Here is a 14085-nt window from a genome sequence, read left to right on the forward strand (position 1 = left end):
GGTATATATACAGTAAAACAACAAAAAGGAGTGTCACCATGTTAATTAGAGAAGCGATTTTATCCGATTATAGTGGAATTGCCAAAGTTCATGTCGATTGTTGGTTGAATAATTATCAACGTGTACTTCCAATTAAGTTGTTAGAAGATTTAAGTTACAGAGAACGAGAAAACCTCTGGAAAAAGATCCTTCTGAATGATAAAGTATGGGTAGTAGAGAATGACCACAGTGAAATAGTTGGATTTGTTCATGGTGGGATTAATCGGATGTCTCAGTATGAGGACTATCAGGGTGAAATTTATGCATTGCATATTTTAAAAGACTATCAAAACCTCGGTTTGGGTAGAATGCTAATAAGAACTTTATTAGATGATCTCAAGCAGCATAATATCACTTCACTCATGATTTCGATTTTTGAAGAAGATTCTTTCTGTACTTTTTACGAAAATTTAGGAGCACAAAAAATTGACTGTGTTCAAGTTGATTTAGAAGGTCAAACCGTTAACGAAGCGATTTACGGTTGGGAGGCTCTTCCTCAAATCTAGCTTTCTTAACATTAGAAGGAGTCAAGAACATGGAGATTAATTGGAAGCTTTGGCAATATATTAGTGTGGATAATTGGATTGACATTGGAATCGCAATCGGTATTTTACTTTTATTTCATATTCTTAGAAAAGCATTTACTAAATATGTGTTTTATTTCATTAGACGCTTGTTCAATCGTGATAAGACCGATTTAATAAGACAGATACTTGATGCATATGAAAAACCAATCCGATGGTTATTTGTGATCATCGGGTTGTACATAGCGGTAGACTTTTTTCCGTACTTAAGCAATGAAAGTGATTGGTTTAAAAACTTAATCCTCGCTTCTCTAATTATCTTAATCGCTTGGGGACTTTATAATTTATCTTCAACGTCTTCTCTTCTATTTATGAAGTTGAACGACGGTGTGGGGCTTGAAGTTGATCAGATTTTAATTCCGTTTTTTTCAAAGGCACTAAGGATTATTATTGTTGCGATTACTGTAAGCTTAGTCCTTTCACAATTTGGCTTTGACGTTAATGGATTTGTCGCGGGTCTTGGTCTAGGTGGTCTTGCATTTGCACTAGCAGCTCAAGAAGTAATTAAAAACTTCTTCGGTGGGATTGTGATTATTACTGAAAAGCCATTTACTTTGGGAGACTGGATTAAAACTTCGACAGTTGAAGGTACTGTTGAGGATATTAATTTCAGAAGTACCATTGTACGTACGTTTGCTCAAGCTCTAGTAACGGTGCCAAACTCTACTTTATCGAATGAGGCCATTACAAACTGGAGCAAAATGGGGAAACGTCAAATTACATTTAATCTTGGCGTTGAATATAGTACGCCAAAAGAAAAGCTGGAAACCGTTGTCGAACGCATTAATGATATGCTTGTGAACCATGATGGAGTTCATAAGGAGACAATCTTTGTGAAGTTTGACAAATATAATGACAGTAGCCTTGATATCTTCTTATACTTTTTCACGATTACAACAGAATGGGAAAAGTTCTTAAATGTAAAACAAGATGTTAATTTTAGGATTATGGAGATTCTCGATGAAGAAGGTGTATCCATTGCCTTCCCATCGCGCACCATTTATATGGATAACGGAAACGCAACGATTACAAATGAAAAAGAAGAATAAAACACGTGGGGGCTTCATGCCCCGCGTGTTTTTATATCAATTTTGCCAGATAATACTCATCTACAAATCGTTCGCCTAACTTTAAAGAGTCCCTTTTTGTACCTTCTACTTCAAAACCCATTTTCTTATAAAGGTTGCAAGCAGCTATATTTTCAACAATCACCGTTAGCTCTAGTCTGTGAAGGTCTACACTTCTCGCCCATTCCTCCATTTTCTCAAACAGCTGTGTTCCAACACCCTGTCCCTGAGCCTCTTCCTTAACTCCAATCACAATAGAAGCAGAATGCTTATTTTTCTCAGTAGCACCACCTTGAATAATCAGATAACCCAATATGTCATTATCTTTTTGCGCGACAAAGATATTGTGTCTTTTCTTCTCGTTAAATGCGTTAATCATTTTTTCTTGAATCTCTGTAGACCAGTTGCGTTCGCCTGCACCGTAAAGCATATATTCACTTTCTGACTCAACGTCTAAGATTGCCTTGGCCAAACTTTTAGCATCTTCTACTCGGGCTTGTCTGATTTGCATGAGGACCCCTCCACTTTTTGTCTATTATACTAAAGTGGAGTTCGAATTCCCCATAAATCTGAAAATTTCCCCATAAATTTGATTTTTTCCCCATATATCAGAATTTTTCCCCATAAATTTAAATTTTTCCCCATATATCAGAATTTTTCACCATAAAAAAATATTACTCACTCTTGTGAACGTAATCTACCACTGTCACATTACCGTTACGCACATCGATTGTAATCCGATCTGTTACATAGGGTGGATCTAGACTTTGGATTTGCGTTTGCACTTCGACCGTTGCTAAAAAACAGCCTTGGCAATCCTCTATTTTTTTCAACTCTACAATATTCTCTTGTTCATAATCCCTCGTTTGTCCATAGAATTCTTCAATAGCTTCTTGTACATATGGCGTTAATAATTCCAAGATTAAGTTTTCTTCTAAATTAGCTTCTGCAGCAAGCTTGCCATTAATCGAAAAAAGTATTATTCCGACAATCAATATGATCTTCTTCATCTAAATCACCTCTTACTATGTAAACTGAACCAATTTTCATTTTTTATGAATACCGAATGATTTTACTTATATAGGTAAAAATAACATCTGAATGTGAAAGGAGGAATTCAGATGAGAGAACATCCTAAAGACAAAGAGAATAAGCAAGAAATGACGAATCAACAGGGCCATCCTGTTACCGATAACCAAAACACGCGATCCGTTGGTAACCGTGGCCCACTTGTGCTTGAAAACTATGATTTTTTAGAAAAAATTAGTCACTTCGACCGTGAAAAAATTCCTGAGCGGATTGTGCACGCACGTGGGGCTGGGGCTCATGGTTATTTCGAGTCATATGGTGAGGTAGATGGCGAGCCCATATCGACATATACACGCGCTAAGGTATTTGAAAAAGGAAAACGCACACCTGTATTCGTTCGTTTCTCAACGGTAAACCACGGGAAACACTCACCAGAGACGTTGCGTGATCCGCGTGGGTTTGCGGTGAAATTTTACACAGAAGACGGGAACTGGGATTTAGTTGGGAATAACTTAAAAATATTTTTCATTCGTGACCCTTTGAAATTCCCAGATTTTGTACACTCGTTCTTCCCTGACCCAGTGACAAACATACAGGACCCGGAGCGTCAGTTCGACTTTATTAGTGCATCACCAGAGGCGACTCATATGATTACGTTTTTGTTTTCACCTTGGGGAATTCCTGCCAACTATCGTCAAATGCAGGGTTCTGGTGTTCACGCCTACCGTTGGGTGAATAAAGAAGGGAAAACAGTACTAGTTAAATACCATTGGGAGCCTATCCAAGGAATCAAGAACTTAACACAAGCTGAAGCGAATAAAATTCAAGGCATGAACTTTAACCATGCTACACAAGATTTATATGAAGCCATTGAAGATGGAAATTATCCTGAATGGGAGCTTTATGTCCAAATCATGGAGGATCACGAGCATCCCGAGCTTGACTTTGACCCGTTAGATCCGACGAAGTTGTGGTATAAGGATCAGTTCCCTTGGCATAAAGTTGGTAAAATGGTCTTAAACAAGAATCCTGAAAACTACCATGCTGAGGTTGAGCAAGTTGCGTTTGGAACTGGTGTACTTGTAGACGGACTAGACTTCTCAGATGATAAGCTTTTACAAGGCCGTACTTATTCGTACTCTGATACGCAACGTTACCGTGTTGGACCGAACTATCTACAATTACCGATTAACAGCCCAATCAAACGAGTTGTGACGAATCAAAATGGCGGGCAGATGGATTTCCGTATGGATTACGCAGAAGAGAAGAATCCTCACATTAACTATGAGCCATCTACCCTTAATGGATTAAAGGAGGCTAAGAATCCAGGTGTGGAAAACACACCACATGTCGAAGGCCATATTGTCCGTGAGCCAATTGAACGTCAAAATAATTTCGGACAAGCAGGTGAAACATATCGCCGCCTTAATGACTGGGAACGTGACGACTTAATTAACAACTTAGTTGGAGCCCTTTCTCAGTGCCGTAAGCCAATTCAAGATAAGATGATCGAAAACTTCACACAAGCAGACGAGGAATACGGTAGACGAGTGAAAGAAGGCTTAGAGAAAATGGATACCAACAATGAAAAAGAAGAAGCTGTGCATGACGCAGAAACAATGGGACATGTGTCAGACCCATATTAATATGTACGCCAGCCGTTGCGACGGTTGGCTTTATTTTTAGGTAAAATTATCCAACGTTATAGTGTAGAAAGATTACAGAATTTACTGTAGAATTAATTATAGAAATATTTTACAGGGGGAATAACTTATGGGCTCCAGAATGATGCATGCCATAATTGCGCATCAAGTAGGAAAATACTTTGAAGTAAAAGATTTAAACTCCTTTATCATTGGTGGAATTGCTGCCGATGCCAATCTGACAGACAAAGACACTTCCCATTTTTACAAAGGAAGAATGGACGATTTTTCAAAAGTAATAGAAATAGACCTTTTTACAGAAAAATATAAGCATCAGTTAAATCACCCATTTTTACTTGGGTACTATACTCACCTGATTGCCGATGAGAACTGGTTGAATGGCTTCGCTTTATCGTGGTTAAAAAATCGACTGGATCACGATGATGACATTTTCTATCGTTATCACAACGATTTTCAAGTACTAAACGCAAAACTACTTAAACATTATAATTTAAAGGAAACCATCAAAAACATCTTTGATGAAGCTGAAGTAGAGTCCAAAGTTGATGAAGTCAAAACTGAAGATATTCGAACATTTATCCCATACATAATTAAAGATATCGATTACAAAGAACCTGATTTATACGAAGACCTACAAGTATTTACCTTAGACCAGTTACTCGGTTACGTCGAAACATCTATTCAAAAAAGTATCTTGAAAATTAATCAGAACAATTTCTTAATGTCATCTAAGTCGTGAAGCACTTGCTGAACCTCATCTTGATTGAGCTTAATCAGAATCTGGTCATTCAACGACAGAATCTGTCCTCCATCACTTGCGTGAGCTAATAAATAATCATGTAGCAAACCAAGCTCATCTTCTGTGATCGTGGATTCAGTCGTCAAATGCTTAACGCTTGTGATGGAAAATTCATGGTTTTGTTGATCATATTCACCAGAAATAATTTTACCATCAATGTGCATGGCAATCACCTCAAAGGTAGTCTGTGCAAAAACGGGGTGATTCATGATTAAAAATGGTGATATAGAGGATTATGATTTGTGTTGGCGAGAATTCGTCCCTCTTGGCGAAATCATGCCTTACTTCGGCGAGATCTTGCTTCACTTCGGCGAGATTGTGCCTCACTTCGGCGAGATTGTGCCTCACTTCGGCGAAATCATGCCTTACTTTGGCGAGATTATGCCTCGCTTTGGCGAGAACTCAACACACTTCGGCGAGATCTTGCTTCACTTCGGCGAAATTTTGACTCTTTTCGGCGAGAACTCAACCCAGTTCGGCGAGATCTTACCCCTCCTTGGACAAATCATGCTCTTAATATAGAATTAATAGAGCACACCCCGTTCAACAGGGTGTGCTCTACTTTTTATCTAAAAAACGGAACTTCTTTAACGCCGATCATTCGCGCGTAAATAAATAACTGCCCTTTGTGATGAATCTCGTGTTCATACATCGCTTTTAGGTAGTTATATTTGGGGCCTTTCATTTGAGACAGTTCAGCTTCGTTTTCTTTTCCGATTTCTTCATCGGTCATATCGGCAATTTTCTTTTTCGTACGATCGGTTAATTCTTTTACTTTTTCTCGAACGTCTTTCATATTTTCAAACTCTGGCATCTCTGGCGCTTCCATTTTTTCCGTCTTCACCATGTCTGCAAACATATCACCTGCTAATGCGATATGAAGTGCCATTGTCCCTAATGACATGCCACCATCCCACGGTTTGTAGTGAACATGTTCATCATCTATTTGTTCTAATAATAACTCTAGCTTTTCTCGATGGTTTAGCCAATCTGTTAGAAATTCTTGTACTTTAGACATGATTTAACCTCCTAATTATAGGCTTTTTAATGCTTCTTCGATAGAGTATTCCCCGGATAGTAAATCAAATCCACGGTTAAACGTTTTTTCTTCATTTAAAGCAGCGACTAACACTCGCGCCACGTCTTCTCTAGGAATAGTTGCACGTTCCGGTAGGTCTTCTGCAACGCGCACTTTACCTGTTCCTTCTTCATTTAATAATCCACCTGGGCGGACGATTGTATGATTAAGCGAACTTTCTTCTAAAGCTTTATCTGCATAATGCTTGGCGACATAATAATGGCGGATCTTCTCGTTCCAGTTCTCACGGTTATGAGCTTGAAGCGCACTCACCATTAAGAAACGCTCAACTCCGGCTTTTTCAGCAGCTTCCACCATTTTAACGGCACCATCTAAATCGATGAGCAATGTTTTATCGGCTCCTGTTTTCCCACCTGAACCAGCTGCAAAAATCACTGCGTCACAACCTTCAGCAGCTTGCGCCAACTGATCGACTGGGCCTTCTAAATCTGCTAATACTGCTTCGATTCCTTTTTCCTTAAATTCATTAAGCTGATCTTCCTTACGCACCATTGCTCTAACGTGATGGTCGTTTCCTTCTTGTAGCATCTCTGTTGCTTGTTTTCCAATTTGTCCGTTTGCTCCAACAACTAATACTTTCATTTAATCAGCTCCTTCTTCAAAGTTAGAACCTATATAAAAAGTATTTCATAAAACCTTTTTCTTATCAAAAGAGATGATTAACGGAGTTTATAAATTATATATCCAATTAACGCGAACCCTGCACCAATTATGATTTTTATATAAGCAGGCAATTGGTAGGTATAGCCAAACTCAGGCATAAAATAATATATTAAGAAAAAGACTCCAAAGGTCATAACCCCGATCATCCACGTTATTAAAAATTCTACTACTGAATTAAGATTCTTTATGGAGGTCCACTTTAGAAATTGTAAAATCAGCACTAAGAATAATAGAGAAAAGATAATCGATAAAACAAAGTTGACGCTTTCAGTACCTAAGTAATAGGTCTTATACAAAGAGTCAAAGTTAAATAAATGGTAAGCAATCGTATCAAATAACCCTGATGCTCCTAAAGCCGTTGCAAGAAAGAAAAATATTCCCATGAACATAAGTGATAGTTGATTTTTAGTTAACATCTTGGGTAATTCATCAATTATTTCATCAGCGTAGGTTTTTTTATCATTACCGAAAATATCTTCGGCGGTTTTTCCTTCTTCTTGTGCAATTAGTAAATGGTCTAGCATCTCGGCTAATACCTCTTCTGTTTCCTCCTCGGATTTATCATAAGCAAGCCTAATGTAAACTAGCATGTCTTCATAATACTCTTTGTTTCCTTTAGTTAATAGCTTTCGCTTTTGATTATTTTCCTTAATCAACTGTTTTGTGTTCATCGTCTCTCCCCTTTTCTAAAATTTGATCAACAGGCTTCTTAATCCATGCCCAGTTTTGCCTAAACTCTTCAAGTGATTTTTGGCCTTCTGTTGTTAAGTAATAATATTTTCTATTAGGACCACTTGGTGATTTTTCCATTTGACCTCTAATTAACTTTTCTTTCTGTAACCTTAATAAAATTGGGTATATTGATCCTTCGCTAACTTCTAGTTCAAATTCTTGTAATTTAACAGATAATTCGTAGCCATATACAGGCTCTTTTTCTATTGTTGCTAAGATACAACCTTCTAAGATTCCCTTTAATAACTGACTTCTAATTGCCATTTTTTCACCTACCTTGCAATGCCATATAGCACATCTAAAAGAGTACCTTGTATAACCTAATAGCTAACATAAAAAAACAGCTATCTTGTAATACAAAGCAGCTTACCTTTTTATCTTACACTATTTTTATTTAAAATCAACACCTTTTTAATTATGTTAAATGACTTTTTAGCCAAACATCTTTACAATAGTATTGGATTGATTAAAAGGAGTTGCACTATGAGTCAGACACAAATTGGGATTAAACAAAATATTATTCAATTTACGTTACTTGTTTTTATTAATTTATTTGTAGGTTTCATGGTCGGACTTGAACGTACAGTCTTACCAATGGTTGGCGAGAGTCATTTCGGTCTTGCCTCTGCAAGTGCTGCGTTATCATTCATTGTGAGCTTCGGTTTTTCTAAAGCGGCGATGAACTTCTTTGCAGGAGGATTGGCAGATCGATTTGGCCGTCGTGAGGTTTTACTTGTCGGTTGGGGAATCGGTCTATTAGTTCCAATCCTTGTCATCGTCGCTCATGCTTGGTGGGTGATTGTTTTTGCAAATATCTTGCTAGGTATCAACCAGGGCTTGACTTGGTCGATGACGTTAAATATGAAAATTGATTTGGCACGTGGGAATCAGCGCGGGATTGCCGTTGGATTCAATGAATTTGCAGGGTATATCGGTGTTGGACTAATGGCTGCGATTTCTGGTTATGTCGCATCCCAAACGTCGATTCGACCAGAGCCTTTCTACCTTGGAATTGGAATTGTTGTAATCGGCTTTATTCTATCCTTGTTTGCGCAAGACACGGAAAAACATGTTCAAGCACAGTCGGACAGTCATGATGGTGATGAGGAAGAAGATTTTGACGCCAAAGAAGTGTTTAAGAAAACAACTTATAAAGATCGCGAGCTATCGACTCTAAGTTTTGCAGGGCTATCAACAAACTTAAAAGACGGTATGGCATGGGGACTATTCCCCGTCTTCCTAACTGCTGGTGGCCTAACGGTTGGCCAGGTCGGCGCTGTTGTGGCCGCTTATCCAGCCGCATGGGGGTTCTTCCAGTTGTTCACAGGGATTTGGAGTGATCGCATCGGGAGAAAAGGGTTAATCGTGAGTGGCATGATCATTCAGGCTTTAGCGTTATGGATGTTTTTATTAGTTGATACATTCACGTTATGGATGACAGCGGCTATTATTCTTGGAATTGGAACCGCCATGGTTTACCCAACGATTATCGCAGGTGTTGGCGATGCCTCACACCCTAAATGGCGCGCCACTTCGCTAGGATACTACCGTTTCTGGAGAGATAGTGGCTATGCGTTCGGTGCACTATTCGCAGGGATATTCACAGACTTACTCAATGTTGAATGGGCCATTGGTTTAGTAGCTATTCTTCCGTTACTTGCAGGACTTAGAGCCATCCGCATGAAAGAAACCATGAAGATGATTTAGGAAAAAGTGCCTGTAGTGGGCACTTTTTTTACATAAACATCATTAAAACAAATGACGATAAGGCTGTGAGGATAGCACCTAAAAAATATGGACTAATTGCTCCTGTAAATTTATTGACTTTTGTACTTGGCACATATCCTCCCACTGTTCCTGTGGTGGCGACTCCCTCCCCTAACGATGAGACTCTTCCCCCATATGTAAAGAAACAACTGACGACTCCGGTGACAAATACTATGTTCACTAACTGAAACTCTGTAAATGAATAAATCATATATGAGATCCAATAAAGAACTGTCATAAAAATTAGCAACTTCAGGATAAACTTCTTCATAACAAATTGCCCCCTTATTGATTAATACGATTTAGAAATTGCCTAGTTTCAGAAAACTGTGGTTCATTCGTTGGAATATTTTGTTACAATGGAAAGTGGAACTTTTACATAAAGGACGATGATGATGCGACAACCACCAAAGCAACGAATTGCCAGGGATGCGATTAAGGCCTGGCGCCTGACTGCTCTATTATTTTCGATTATACCACTTGTATTAAGTGGAGTAGCTTGGTACGGCTATTATGCTTTTAATTTTTTATCGATATGGATACCAGCATTATTAACGATGATCACATTAATAGATTTCATTATAACTCCATTTGTAATCCCCAAAATACGCTGGCGCAGATGGAGGTATGAGGTCATCAATGAAGAGATTTACATTCAGCATGGAATTCTAATTGTCACACAGACATTGATTCCGATGATTCGTGTACAACATGTTGACACAAAGCAAGGGCCTATTTTATCAAAATATAGACTAGCCACTTTGACCATAACGACAGCTGCGACGACTCATGAAATTCCAGCATTACGTGAGCATGAAGCGACTGAATTAAGAGATTTAATTTCAGAATTAGCAAGGGTGGAACAGGATGATGTCTAACCCTAAACGTCTAAGTCCTCTTGCTATTGTGTTTAATGTTTTTAAATTGTTTCGAAAAGCATTTTACTTAGTTGTAACATTTTCTGTTCTGGCGATCGGTGATGGTTACTTTAAGTTTGTCTTGTTAGGGTTATTAGGGGTGACTGTCTTATTTATTATATTTGGTATTCTATCGTGGTTACGGTTCACATATGAAGTGTCTCCTGACCAAATCCATATCAAGCACGGGGTCATTATTCGAAAGGACCGTTATATATCGAGAAATCGCATTCAATCAATTGACTTAACACAAGGAATTTTTCATAGACCATTCGGATTAACGAAAGTGAATGTTGAAACGGCCGGTAACGATAAAGATGTGGATGCCAACTTAAGTGCGGTTACATACGATGAAGGAATTAGAATTCAAGATACGCTAAAAGAAGCGAATGAGGAGGCTGCTGAAACGACTTCTGATCAACTTACATATCCAAGTCGCACCATCAGCAAGCGAGAACTCTTACTGGCAGGAGCGACATCTGGAAGTATCGGAGTCATCTTAAGTTTATTTGGGGTTGTGTTTAGTCAGGTTGAGAATATTATCCCCGAAGATTTTTATGATGCAACGACTCGATGGTTCCTTTCTCAAGCTATTGAAACGCTAGTAATTATTGCTTTGGTCGTTTTCATTATATTGTGGGGTTTAGGGATTTTAGGATCGCTTATTAAATATGGTGATTTTAAAATTACTAGATATGAAGATGAATTGTTTATTACACGAGGTTTGTTAGAGAAAAAACAAATGACCATTCCGTTAAAACGCATCCAAGCTGTTGGGGTTGAGGAAAGTATTATTCGCCAACCATTAGGCCTAGCGACGATCTATGTTGTGATCGCAGGTGGAGAGATTGGCAGAACAGCTGATGCTCATACGTTATTGTTTCCAATTATTCGTAAGCGGAATATTGAGAGTTTCTTAGTTGATATTTTACCAGAATATCAATCACAGCCAGATGTTTTTAACCGTGTACCGAAACGTGCTTTACCTTATTATTTAATTCGTGCATTAGTGATTCCAGTGGTTTTATTAGTCGTGGCGCTTATCTTTTTCCAATCGCTATGGGTGTTAGGCGTCATTATTTTGGTGGCCAGTGCTGTGTTAGGATTTTTACGGTTCCGTGATGCGGGTTATGGAGTGCAAGGCGATTTCCTATGTGTTAGACATCGAATTTTAAGTAAAGATACGGTTATTATGCAGCGCAAACGAATTCAAGTCACTGAAATGATCCACCACCTATTGCATCGCAAGCAAGGCTTGATTAGTATGAAGTTTTCTATATTAAGCAAACAGGCAGGGCGGCACTTATGGATTAAAGAACTCGATCAACGAGATCATGATGAGATTGTGAATTGGTTTGAGAAGTAAAAAAATCCACACGTTGCGACGTGTGGATTTTCTATATTTAAGCTTCTTGTTTTTGTTCAGCATAATACTGTTCAATTTTATCTAAACGCTCTTGAACATCTTCTTCAGTTAGCTCGTTTTCTTCAATGTAAAGGTTGCGTTCAGCTGTACGGCATTCATGTGTGCAGCCACGCATGAAGAAATGTTCATTTTCTTCAGAGCATAGGATCTGCTTGTTACACTCAGGGTTCGCGCAGTTTACATAGCGCTCACAAGGTTCACCCGTGAAGTAATCGCGACCAACAACAACGTGTTCCTTTTGATTAACCGGAACGCTGATACGTTCATCGAACACGTACATTTGACCATCCCAAAGCTCACCTTGAACTTCCGGATCTTTACCGTACGTCGCAATTCCACCATGTAGTTGATTAACGTCTTCAAAACCTTCACGCTTCAACCAACCAGAGAATTTCTCACAGCGAATACCACCTGTGCAGTAAGTCAAAATACGCTTACCTTCAAGCATGTCCTTATTTTCTTTTACCCAATCTGGAAGCTCTTTGAACGTCTTAATGTCAGGGCGAATCGCACCACGGAAATGACCTAAGTCATACTCATAGTCGTTACGCGCATCCAACACAATTGTATTCTCATCTTCTAATAACTTCTTGAACTCTTTAGGCTCAAGGTAGTTACCGGTAAGTTCGTTCGGATCAATATCATCTTCTAAACGAAGACTCACAATCTCCGGACGATGACGCACATGCATCTTCTTAAACGCGTGCCCATCCGCTTCATCGATCTTAAACTCAATATCCTTGAAGCGCGGATCACGACGAAGCTCTTCCATGTATTTGTCTGTTTGTTCAATGGTACCAGACACCGTACCATTAATACCTTCTTCCGCGATTAAAATACGTCCCTTAAGACCTACATCCTTACAGAATTTCAGATGTTCTTTCGTCAATTCTTCTGGATTGTCGATATGAACGTACTTATAATACAGCAATACGCGATAAGTTTTATCTCCCATAAATAAAACCACCTCATAATTGAATTTTCTTACGTATAAGTACGTAGAATGATTTTTTCCAAAGATAAATTTTACAATATATCAAGGCGATTTGCAATTGGGAAATCTTGTTTGAAGGGGAAAACCCGTCTGAGGACGGGTTTTGACATATTTGAATACGGCTTTACCTGCAGGTTTAAGAGATTTATCAACATGTTTTTTTGATTTACCTGCAAGTTTTTCAGTTTTACCTGTATGTTTTTTTGATTTACCTGTAGGTTTTTAAAAAATACCTGCATGTTTTTTAAATTTACCTGCAGGTTTCTTATTAGTAGTGAAATCATTAAAATCGTTTTCGTAATCGTAACTCAGTCTATAAAAAGTTTTTTTGTTATCACCTACTTTTATCAATTTAGCTCTTTTGAGCATTGCATTTGCGGTTCTTGGCGACTCCACCCCAGTCCACCACCTAAACTGTCGATTGGTAATCTGATCTCCATAAAGTAAGAAAAATTCCTTCAATGCGCCTATGTAAGCGTCGGCGGAGCGCAGTCCACATTCGGAACATTCAAACCGTAGGCGTTCCCATTTCATTGGGAGGGTTCGGCAGCTTGGGCAGCGGACGCCTCGCCTAATTTCGCCTGGTCCGAGGCCTAATCTATGGAATACGTCTGGCTTCCATGGCTGGTGTTGGCTTGCGACGAAGCTGGCTAGCCGCCGGGTTTCAGCAAGTGTTAAGTGCTCGTGATTATAATGTTGATTAATTTCTCTTAATTTAGATGAAAGTTTACTTAAGGGAATGACTTTTTCTTGGTAAATGGAGTTCTGTGTGGCATTTAAAATGACGCGGGGATTCGTCATGACGACAAGAGTCTCAATCGGGAGGACAGGTAGCCCTTGTGTTTCTAGCCATAATTCTAGTTGTAGTTTTTGTTCCTCGACTTGCAAAACGGGATCATCGTACACGTTCGTTACCTTCTGTCCCGCGACTTCTTTTTGTTGAACGATCTGGTTGAATCCATCCCTTAATGAGATGTGGCCCGTATAGTCTTTCGCTTCAATAATTAGGTTATATCTCGGTGTCCATAGGTTGGTGTCCATCTGAAAGTTTACGTGGTTGACTTCAAGCCGGGTGTGGTGAGTCACAAAATGGGGAAATTGGATTTTCTTAAGTGGGTAGTCGAGGGCGCGTTCTCCGAAATAGCCGGAGCGTTCTTGGTAAAGTGATTTTTCGTACTTCTTGTAATTTGAATGCTGAGGTAGCACCCTTCCGTCAAGTGCTTCAAGCTGAAGGTGGAAAGGTGAGTGGGAATGGTCTTTCAAGATCAAATATATAAAACCTCCTTCTAATATAGTTAATTAATA

The 14085-nt window shown here is 38.9% G+C and carries 18 protein-coding genes; 8 read left to right on the forward strand and 10 right to left on the reverse strand.

The genetic code is table 11. The features are described 5' to 3' along the window. The first annotated feature begins 38 nt into the window (after positions 1 to 38). Both ACTWQB_RS09045 and ACTWQB_RS09050 read left to right on the forward strand, forming a co-directional pair. Positions 39 to 545, forward strand: a complete 507-nt coding sequence (locus ACTWQB_RS09045) for a GNAT family N-acetyltransferase (protein ID WP_443138865.1) — start codon at positions 39 to 41, stop codon at positions 543 to 545. A 29-nt stretch (positions 546 to 574) separates the two neighbouring features. Next, positions 575 to 1672, forward strand: coding sequence for a mechanosensitive ion channel family protein (locus ACTWQB_RS09050; RefSeq protein WP_443138866.1), 1098 nt, complete (start codon positions 575 to 577; stop codon positions 1670 to 1672). Positions 1673 to 1703: 31 nt separating this feature from the next. Here the strand turns inward: ACTWQB_RS09050 and ACTWQB_RS09055 are convergent, their stop codons facing one another. Both ACTWQB_RS09055 and ACTWQB_RS09060 read right to left on the reverse strand, forming a co-directional pair. Further along, positions 1704 to 2201, reverse strand: coding sequence for a GNAT family N-acetyltransferase (locus tag ACTWQB_RS09055; RefSeq protein ID WP_443138867.1), 498 nt, complete (start codon positions 2199 to 2201; stop codon positions 1704 to 1706). A 163-nt stretch (positions 2202 to 2364) separates the two neighbouring features. Continuing rightward, positions 2365 to 2700 carry a DUF3888 domain-containing protein gene (locus ACTWQB_RS09060; protein WP_443138868.1) on the reverse strand — a complete coding sequence of 112 codons (336 nt, stop codon included), beginning with the start codon at positions 2698 to 2700 and terminating at the stop codon, positions 2365 to 2367. Positions 2701 to 2811: 111 nt separating this feature from the next. Here ACTWQB_RS09060 and ACTWQB_RS09065 point away from each other — a divergent pair, with 111 nt between their 5' ends. Then, positions 2812 to 4365 carry a catalase gene (locus ACTWQB_RS09065; RefSeq protein WP_443138869.1) on the forward strand — a complete coding sequence of 518 codons (1554 nt, stop codon included), beginning with the start codon at positions 2812 to 2814 and terminating at the stop codon, positions 4363 to 4365. Between the two features lie 127 nt (positions 4366 to 4492). Beyond that, entirely contained in the window at positions 4493 to 5122 is a 630-nt protein-coding gene (locus ACTWQB_RS09070) for a hydrolase (protein WP_443138870.1), read from the forward strand. Here the strand turns inward: ACTWQB_RS09070 and ACTWQB_RS09075 are convergent. Further along, positions 5089 to 5346, reverse strand: coding sequence for a hypothetical protein (locus tag ACTWQB_RS09075; protein WP_443138871.1), 258 nt, complete (start codon positions 5344 to 5346; stop codon positions 5089 to 5091). The two genes, ACTWQB_RS09070 and ACTWQB_RS09075, sit on opposite strands and share 34 nt — an antisense overlap. Positions 5347 to 5389: 43 nt before the next feature. Here ACTWQB_RS09075 and ACTWQB_RS09080 point away from each other — a divergent pair, with 43 nt between their 5' ends. Further along, on the forward strand, positions 5390 to 5704 hold the full coding sequence (locus ACTWQB_RS09080) for a hypothetical protein (RefSeq protein ID WP_443138872.1): 315 nt from the start codon (positions 5390 to 5392) through the stop codon (positions 5702 to 5704). Positions 5705 to 5747: 43 nt separating this feature from the next. Here the strand turns inward: ACTWQB_RS09080 and ACTWQB_RS09085 are convergent, their stop codons facing one another. The 4 genes from ACTWQB_RS09085 to ACTWQB_RS09100 form a co-directional block, all read right to left on the reverse strand. Beyond that, entirely contained in the window at positions 5748 to 6200 is a 453-nt protein-coding gene (locus ACTWQB_RS09085) for a DinB family protein (RefSeq protein ID WP_443138873.1), read from the reverse strand. A gap of 15 nt (positions 6201 to 6215) precedes the next feature. After that, positions 6216 to 6863 (reverse strand): SDR family oxidoreductase, encoded by a 648-nt coding sequence (locus ACTWQB_RS09090; RefSeq protein ID WP_443138874.1) that lies wholly within the window; start codon positions 6861 to 6863, stop codon positions 6216 to 6218. A 77-nt stretch (positions 6864 to 6940) separates the two neighbouring features. Beyond that, positions 6941 to 7615: a DUF1129 family protein gene (locus tag ACTWQB_RS09095; protein ID WP_443138875.1), complete on the reverse strand. Its 675-nt coding sequence runs from the start codon at positions 7613 to 7615 to the stop codon at positions 6941 to 6943. Then, complete coding sequence (locus tag ACTWQB_RS09100; protein WP_443138876.1) at positions 7593 to 7940, reverse strand: PadR family transcriptional regulator; 348 nt, start codon at positions 7938 to 7940, stop codon at positions 7593 to 7595. Before ACTWQB_RS09100 ends, ACTWQB_RS09095 begins: the two co-directional genes overlap by 23 nt. 219 nt (positions 7941 to 8159) lie before the next feature. Between ACTWQB_RS09100 and ACTWQB_RS09105 the strand changes: the two genes are divergently transcribed. Beyond that, entirely contained in the window at positions 8160 to 9383 is a 1224-nt protein-coding gene (locus ACTWQB_RS09105) for an MFS transporter (RefSeq protein WP_443138877.1), read from the forward strand. Positions 9384 to 9411: 28 nt separating this feature from the next. On the opposite strand, the gene ACTWQB_RS09110 is transcribed toward ACTWQB_RS09105, so the two are convergent. Next, positions 9412 to 9714 (reverse strand): hypothetical protein, encoded by a 303-nt coding sequence (locus ACTWQB_RS09110; RefSeq protein ID WP_443138878.1) that lies wholly within the window; start codon positions 9712 to 9714, stop codon positions 9412 to 9414. A 124-nt stretch (positions 9715 to 9838) separates the two neighbouring features. Between ACTWQB_RS09110 and ACTWQB_RS09115 the strand changes: the two genes are divergently transcribed. Further along, positions 9839 to 10321, forward strand: coding sequence for a PH domain-containing protein (locus tag ACTWQB_RS09115; RefSeq protein ID WP_443138879.1), 483 nt, complete (start codon positions 9839 to 9841; stop codon positions 10319 to 10321). After that, positions 10314 to 11726 carry a PH domain-containing protein gene (locus tag ACTWQB_RS09120; protein WP_443138880.1) on the forward strand — a complete coding sequence of 471 codons (1413 nt, stop codon included), beginning with the start codon at positions 10314 to 10316 and terminating at the stop codon, positions 11724 to 11726. The genes ACTWQB_RS09115 and ACTWQB_RS09120 overlap by 8 nt, the downstream gene beginning before the upstream one ends. Before the next feature lie 37 nt (positions 11727 to 11763). On the opposite strand, the gene trhO is transcribed toward ACTWQB_RS09120, so the two are convergent. Together trhO and ACTWQB_RS09130 are read right to left on the reverse strand one after the other, a co-directional pair. Next, positions 11764 to 12741 carry an oxygen-dependent tRNA uridine(34) hydroxylase TrhO gene (trhO, locus tag ACTWQB_RS09125; RefSeq protein WP_443138881.1) on the reverse strand — a complete coding sequence of 326 codons (978 nt, stop codon included), beginning with the start codon at positions 12739 to 12741 and terminating at the stop codon, positions 11764 to 11766. A 261-nt stretch (positions 12742 to 13002) separates the two neighbouring features. Next, positions 13003 to 13986, reverse strand: a complete 984-nt coding sequence (locus tag ACTWQB_RS09130) for a nuclease-related domain-containing protein (protein ID WP_443138926.1) — start codon at positions 13984 to 13986, stop codon at positions 13003 to 13005. Positions 13987 to 14085 lie beyond the last annotated feature (99 nt).

The organism is Piscibacillus sp. B03, from assembly GCF_052246295.1.
Classification (GTDB): Bacteria; Bacillota; Bacilli; order Bacillales; family Alkalibacillaceae; genus Piscibacillus.

Bases quoted from the DNA above. Each gene is read 5' to 3' on its own strand.
- ACTWQB_RS09075 (WP_443138871.1), bottom strand. From the start codon at position 5,346: ATGCACATTGATGGTAAAATTATTTCTGGTGAATATGATCAACAAAAC.
- ACTWQB_RS09080 (WP_443138872.1), top strand. From the start codon at position 5,390: ATGATTAAAAATGGTGATATAGAGGATTATGATTTGTGTTGGCGAGAA.
- ACTWQB_RS09065 (WP_443138869.1), top strand. From the start codon at position 2,812: ATGAGAGAACATCCTAAAGACAAAGAGAATAAGCAAGAAATGACGAAT.
- ACTWQB_RS09070 (WP_443138870.1), top strand. From the start codon at position 4,493: ATGGGCTCCAGAATGATGCATGCCATAATTGCGCATCAAGTAGGAAAA.
- ACTWQB_RS09095 (WP_443138875.1), bottom strand. From the start codon at position 7,615: ATGAACACAAAACAGTTGATTAAGGAAAATAATCAAAAGCGAAAGCTA.
- trhO (WP_443138881.1), bottom strand. From the start codon at position 12,741: ATGGGAGATAAAACTTATCGCGTATTGCTGTATTATAAGTACGTTCAT.
- ACTWQB_RS09110 (WP_443138878.1), bottom strand. From the start codon at position 9,714: ATGAAGAAGTTTATCCTGAAGTTGCTAATTTTTATGACAGTTCTTTAT.
- ACTWQB_RS09115 (WP_443138879.1), top strand. From the start codon at position 9,839: ATGCGACAACCACCAAAGCAACGAATTGCCAGGGATGCGATTAAGGCC.
- ACTWQB_RS09100 (WP_443138876.1), bottom strand. From the start codon at position 7,940: ATGGCAATTAGAAGTCAGTTATTAAAGGGAATCTTAGAAGGTTGTATC.
- ACTWQB_RS09105 (WP_443138877.1), top strand. From the start codon at position 8,160: ATGAGTCAGACACAAATTGGGATTAAACAAAATATTATTCAATTTACG.
- ACTWQB_RS09090 (WP_443138874.1), bottom strand. From the start codon at position 6,863: ATGAAAGTATTAGTTGTTGGAGCAAACGGACAAATTGGAAAACAAGCA.
- ACTWQB_RS09055 (WP_443138867.1), bottom strand. From the start codon at position 2,201: ATGCAAATCAGACAAGCCCGAGTAGAAGATGCTAAAAGTTTGGCCAAG.
- ACTWQB_RS09085 (WP_443138873.1), bottom strand. From the start codon at position 6,200: ATGTCTAAAGTACAAGAATTTCTAACAGATTGGCTAAACCATCGAGAA.
- ACTWQB_RS09050 (WP_443138866.1), top strand. From the start codon at position 575: ATGGAGATTAATTGGAAGCTTTGGCAATATATTAGTGTGGATAATTGG.
- ACTWQB_RS09045 (WP_443138865.1), top strand. From the start codon at position 39: ATGTTAATTAGAGAAGCGATTTTATCCGATTATAGTGGAATTGCCAAA.
- ACTWQB_RS09060 (WP_443138868.1), bottom strand. From the start codon at position 2,700: ATGAAGAAGATCATATTGATTGTCGGAATAATACTTTTTTCGATTAAT.
- ACTWQB_RS09120 (WP_443138880.1), top strand. From the start codon at position 10,314: ATGTCTAACCCTAAACGTCTAAGTCCTCTTGCTATTGTGTTTAATGTT.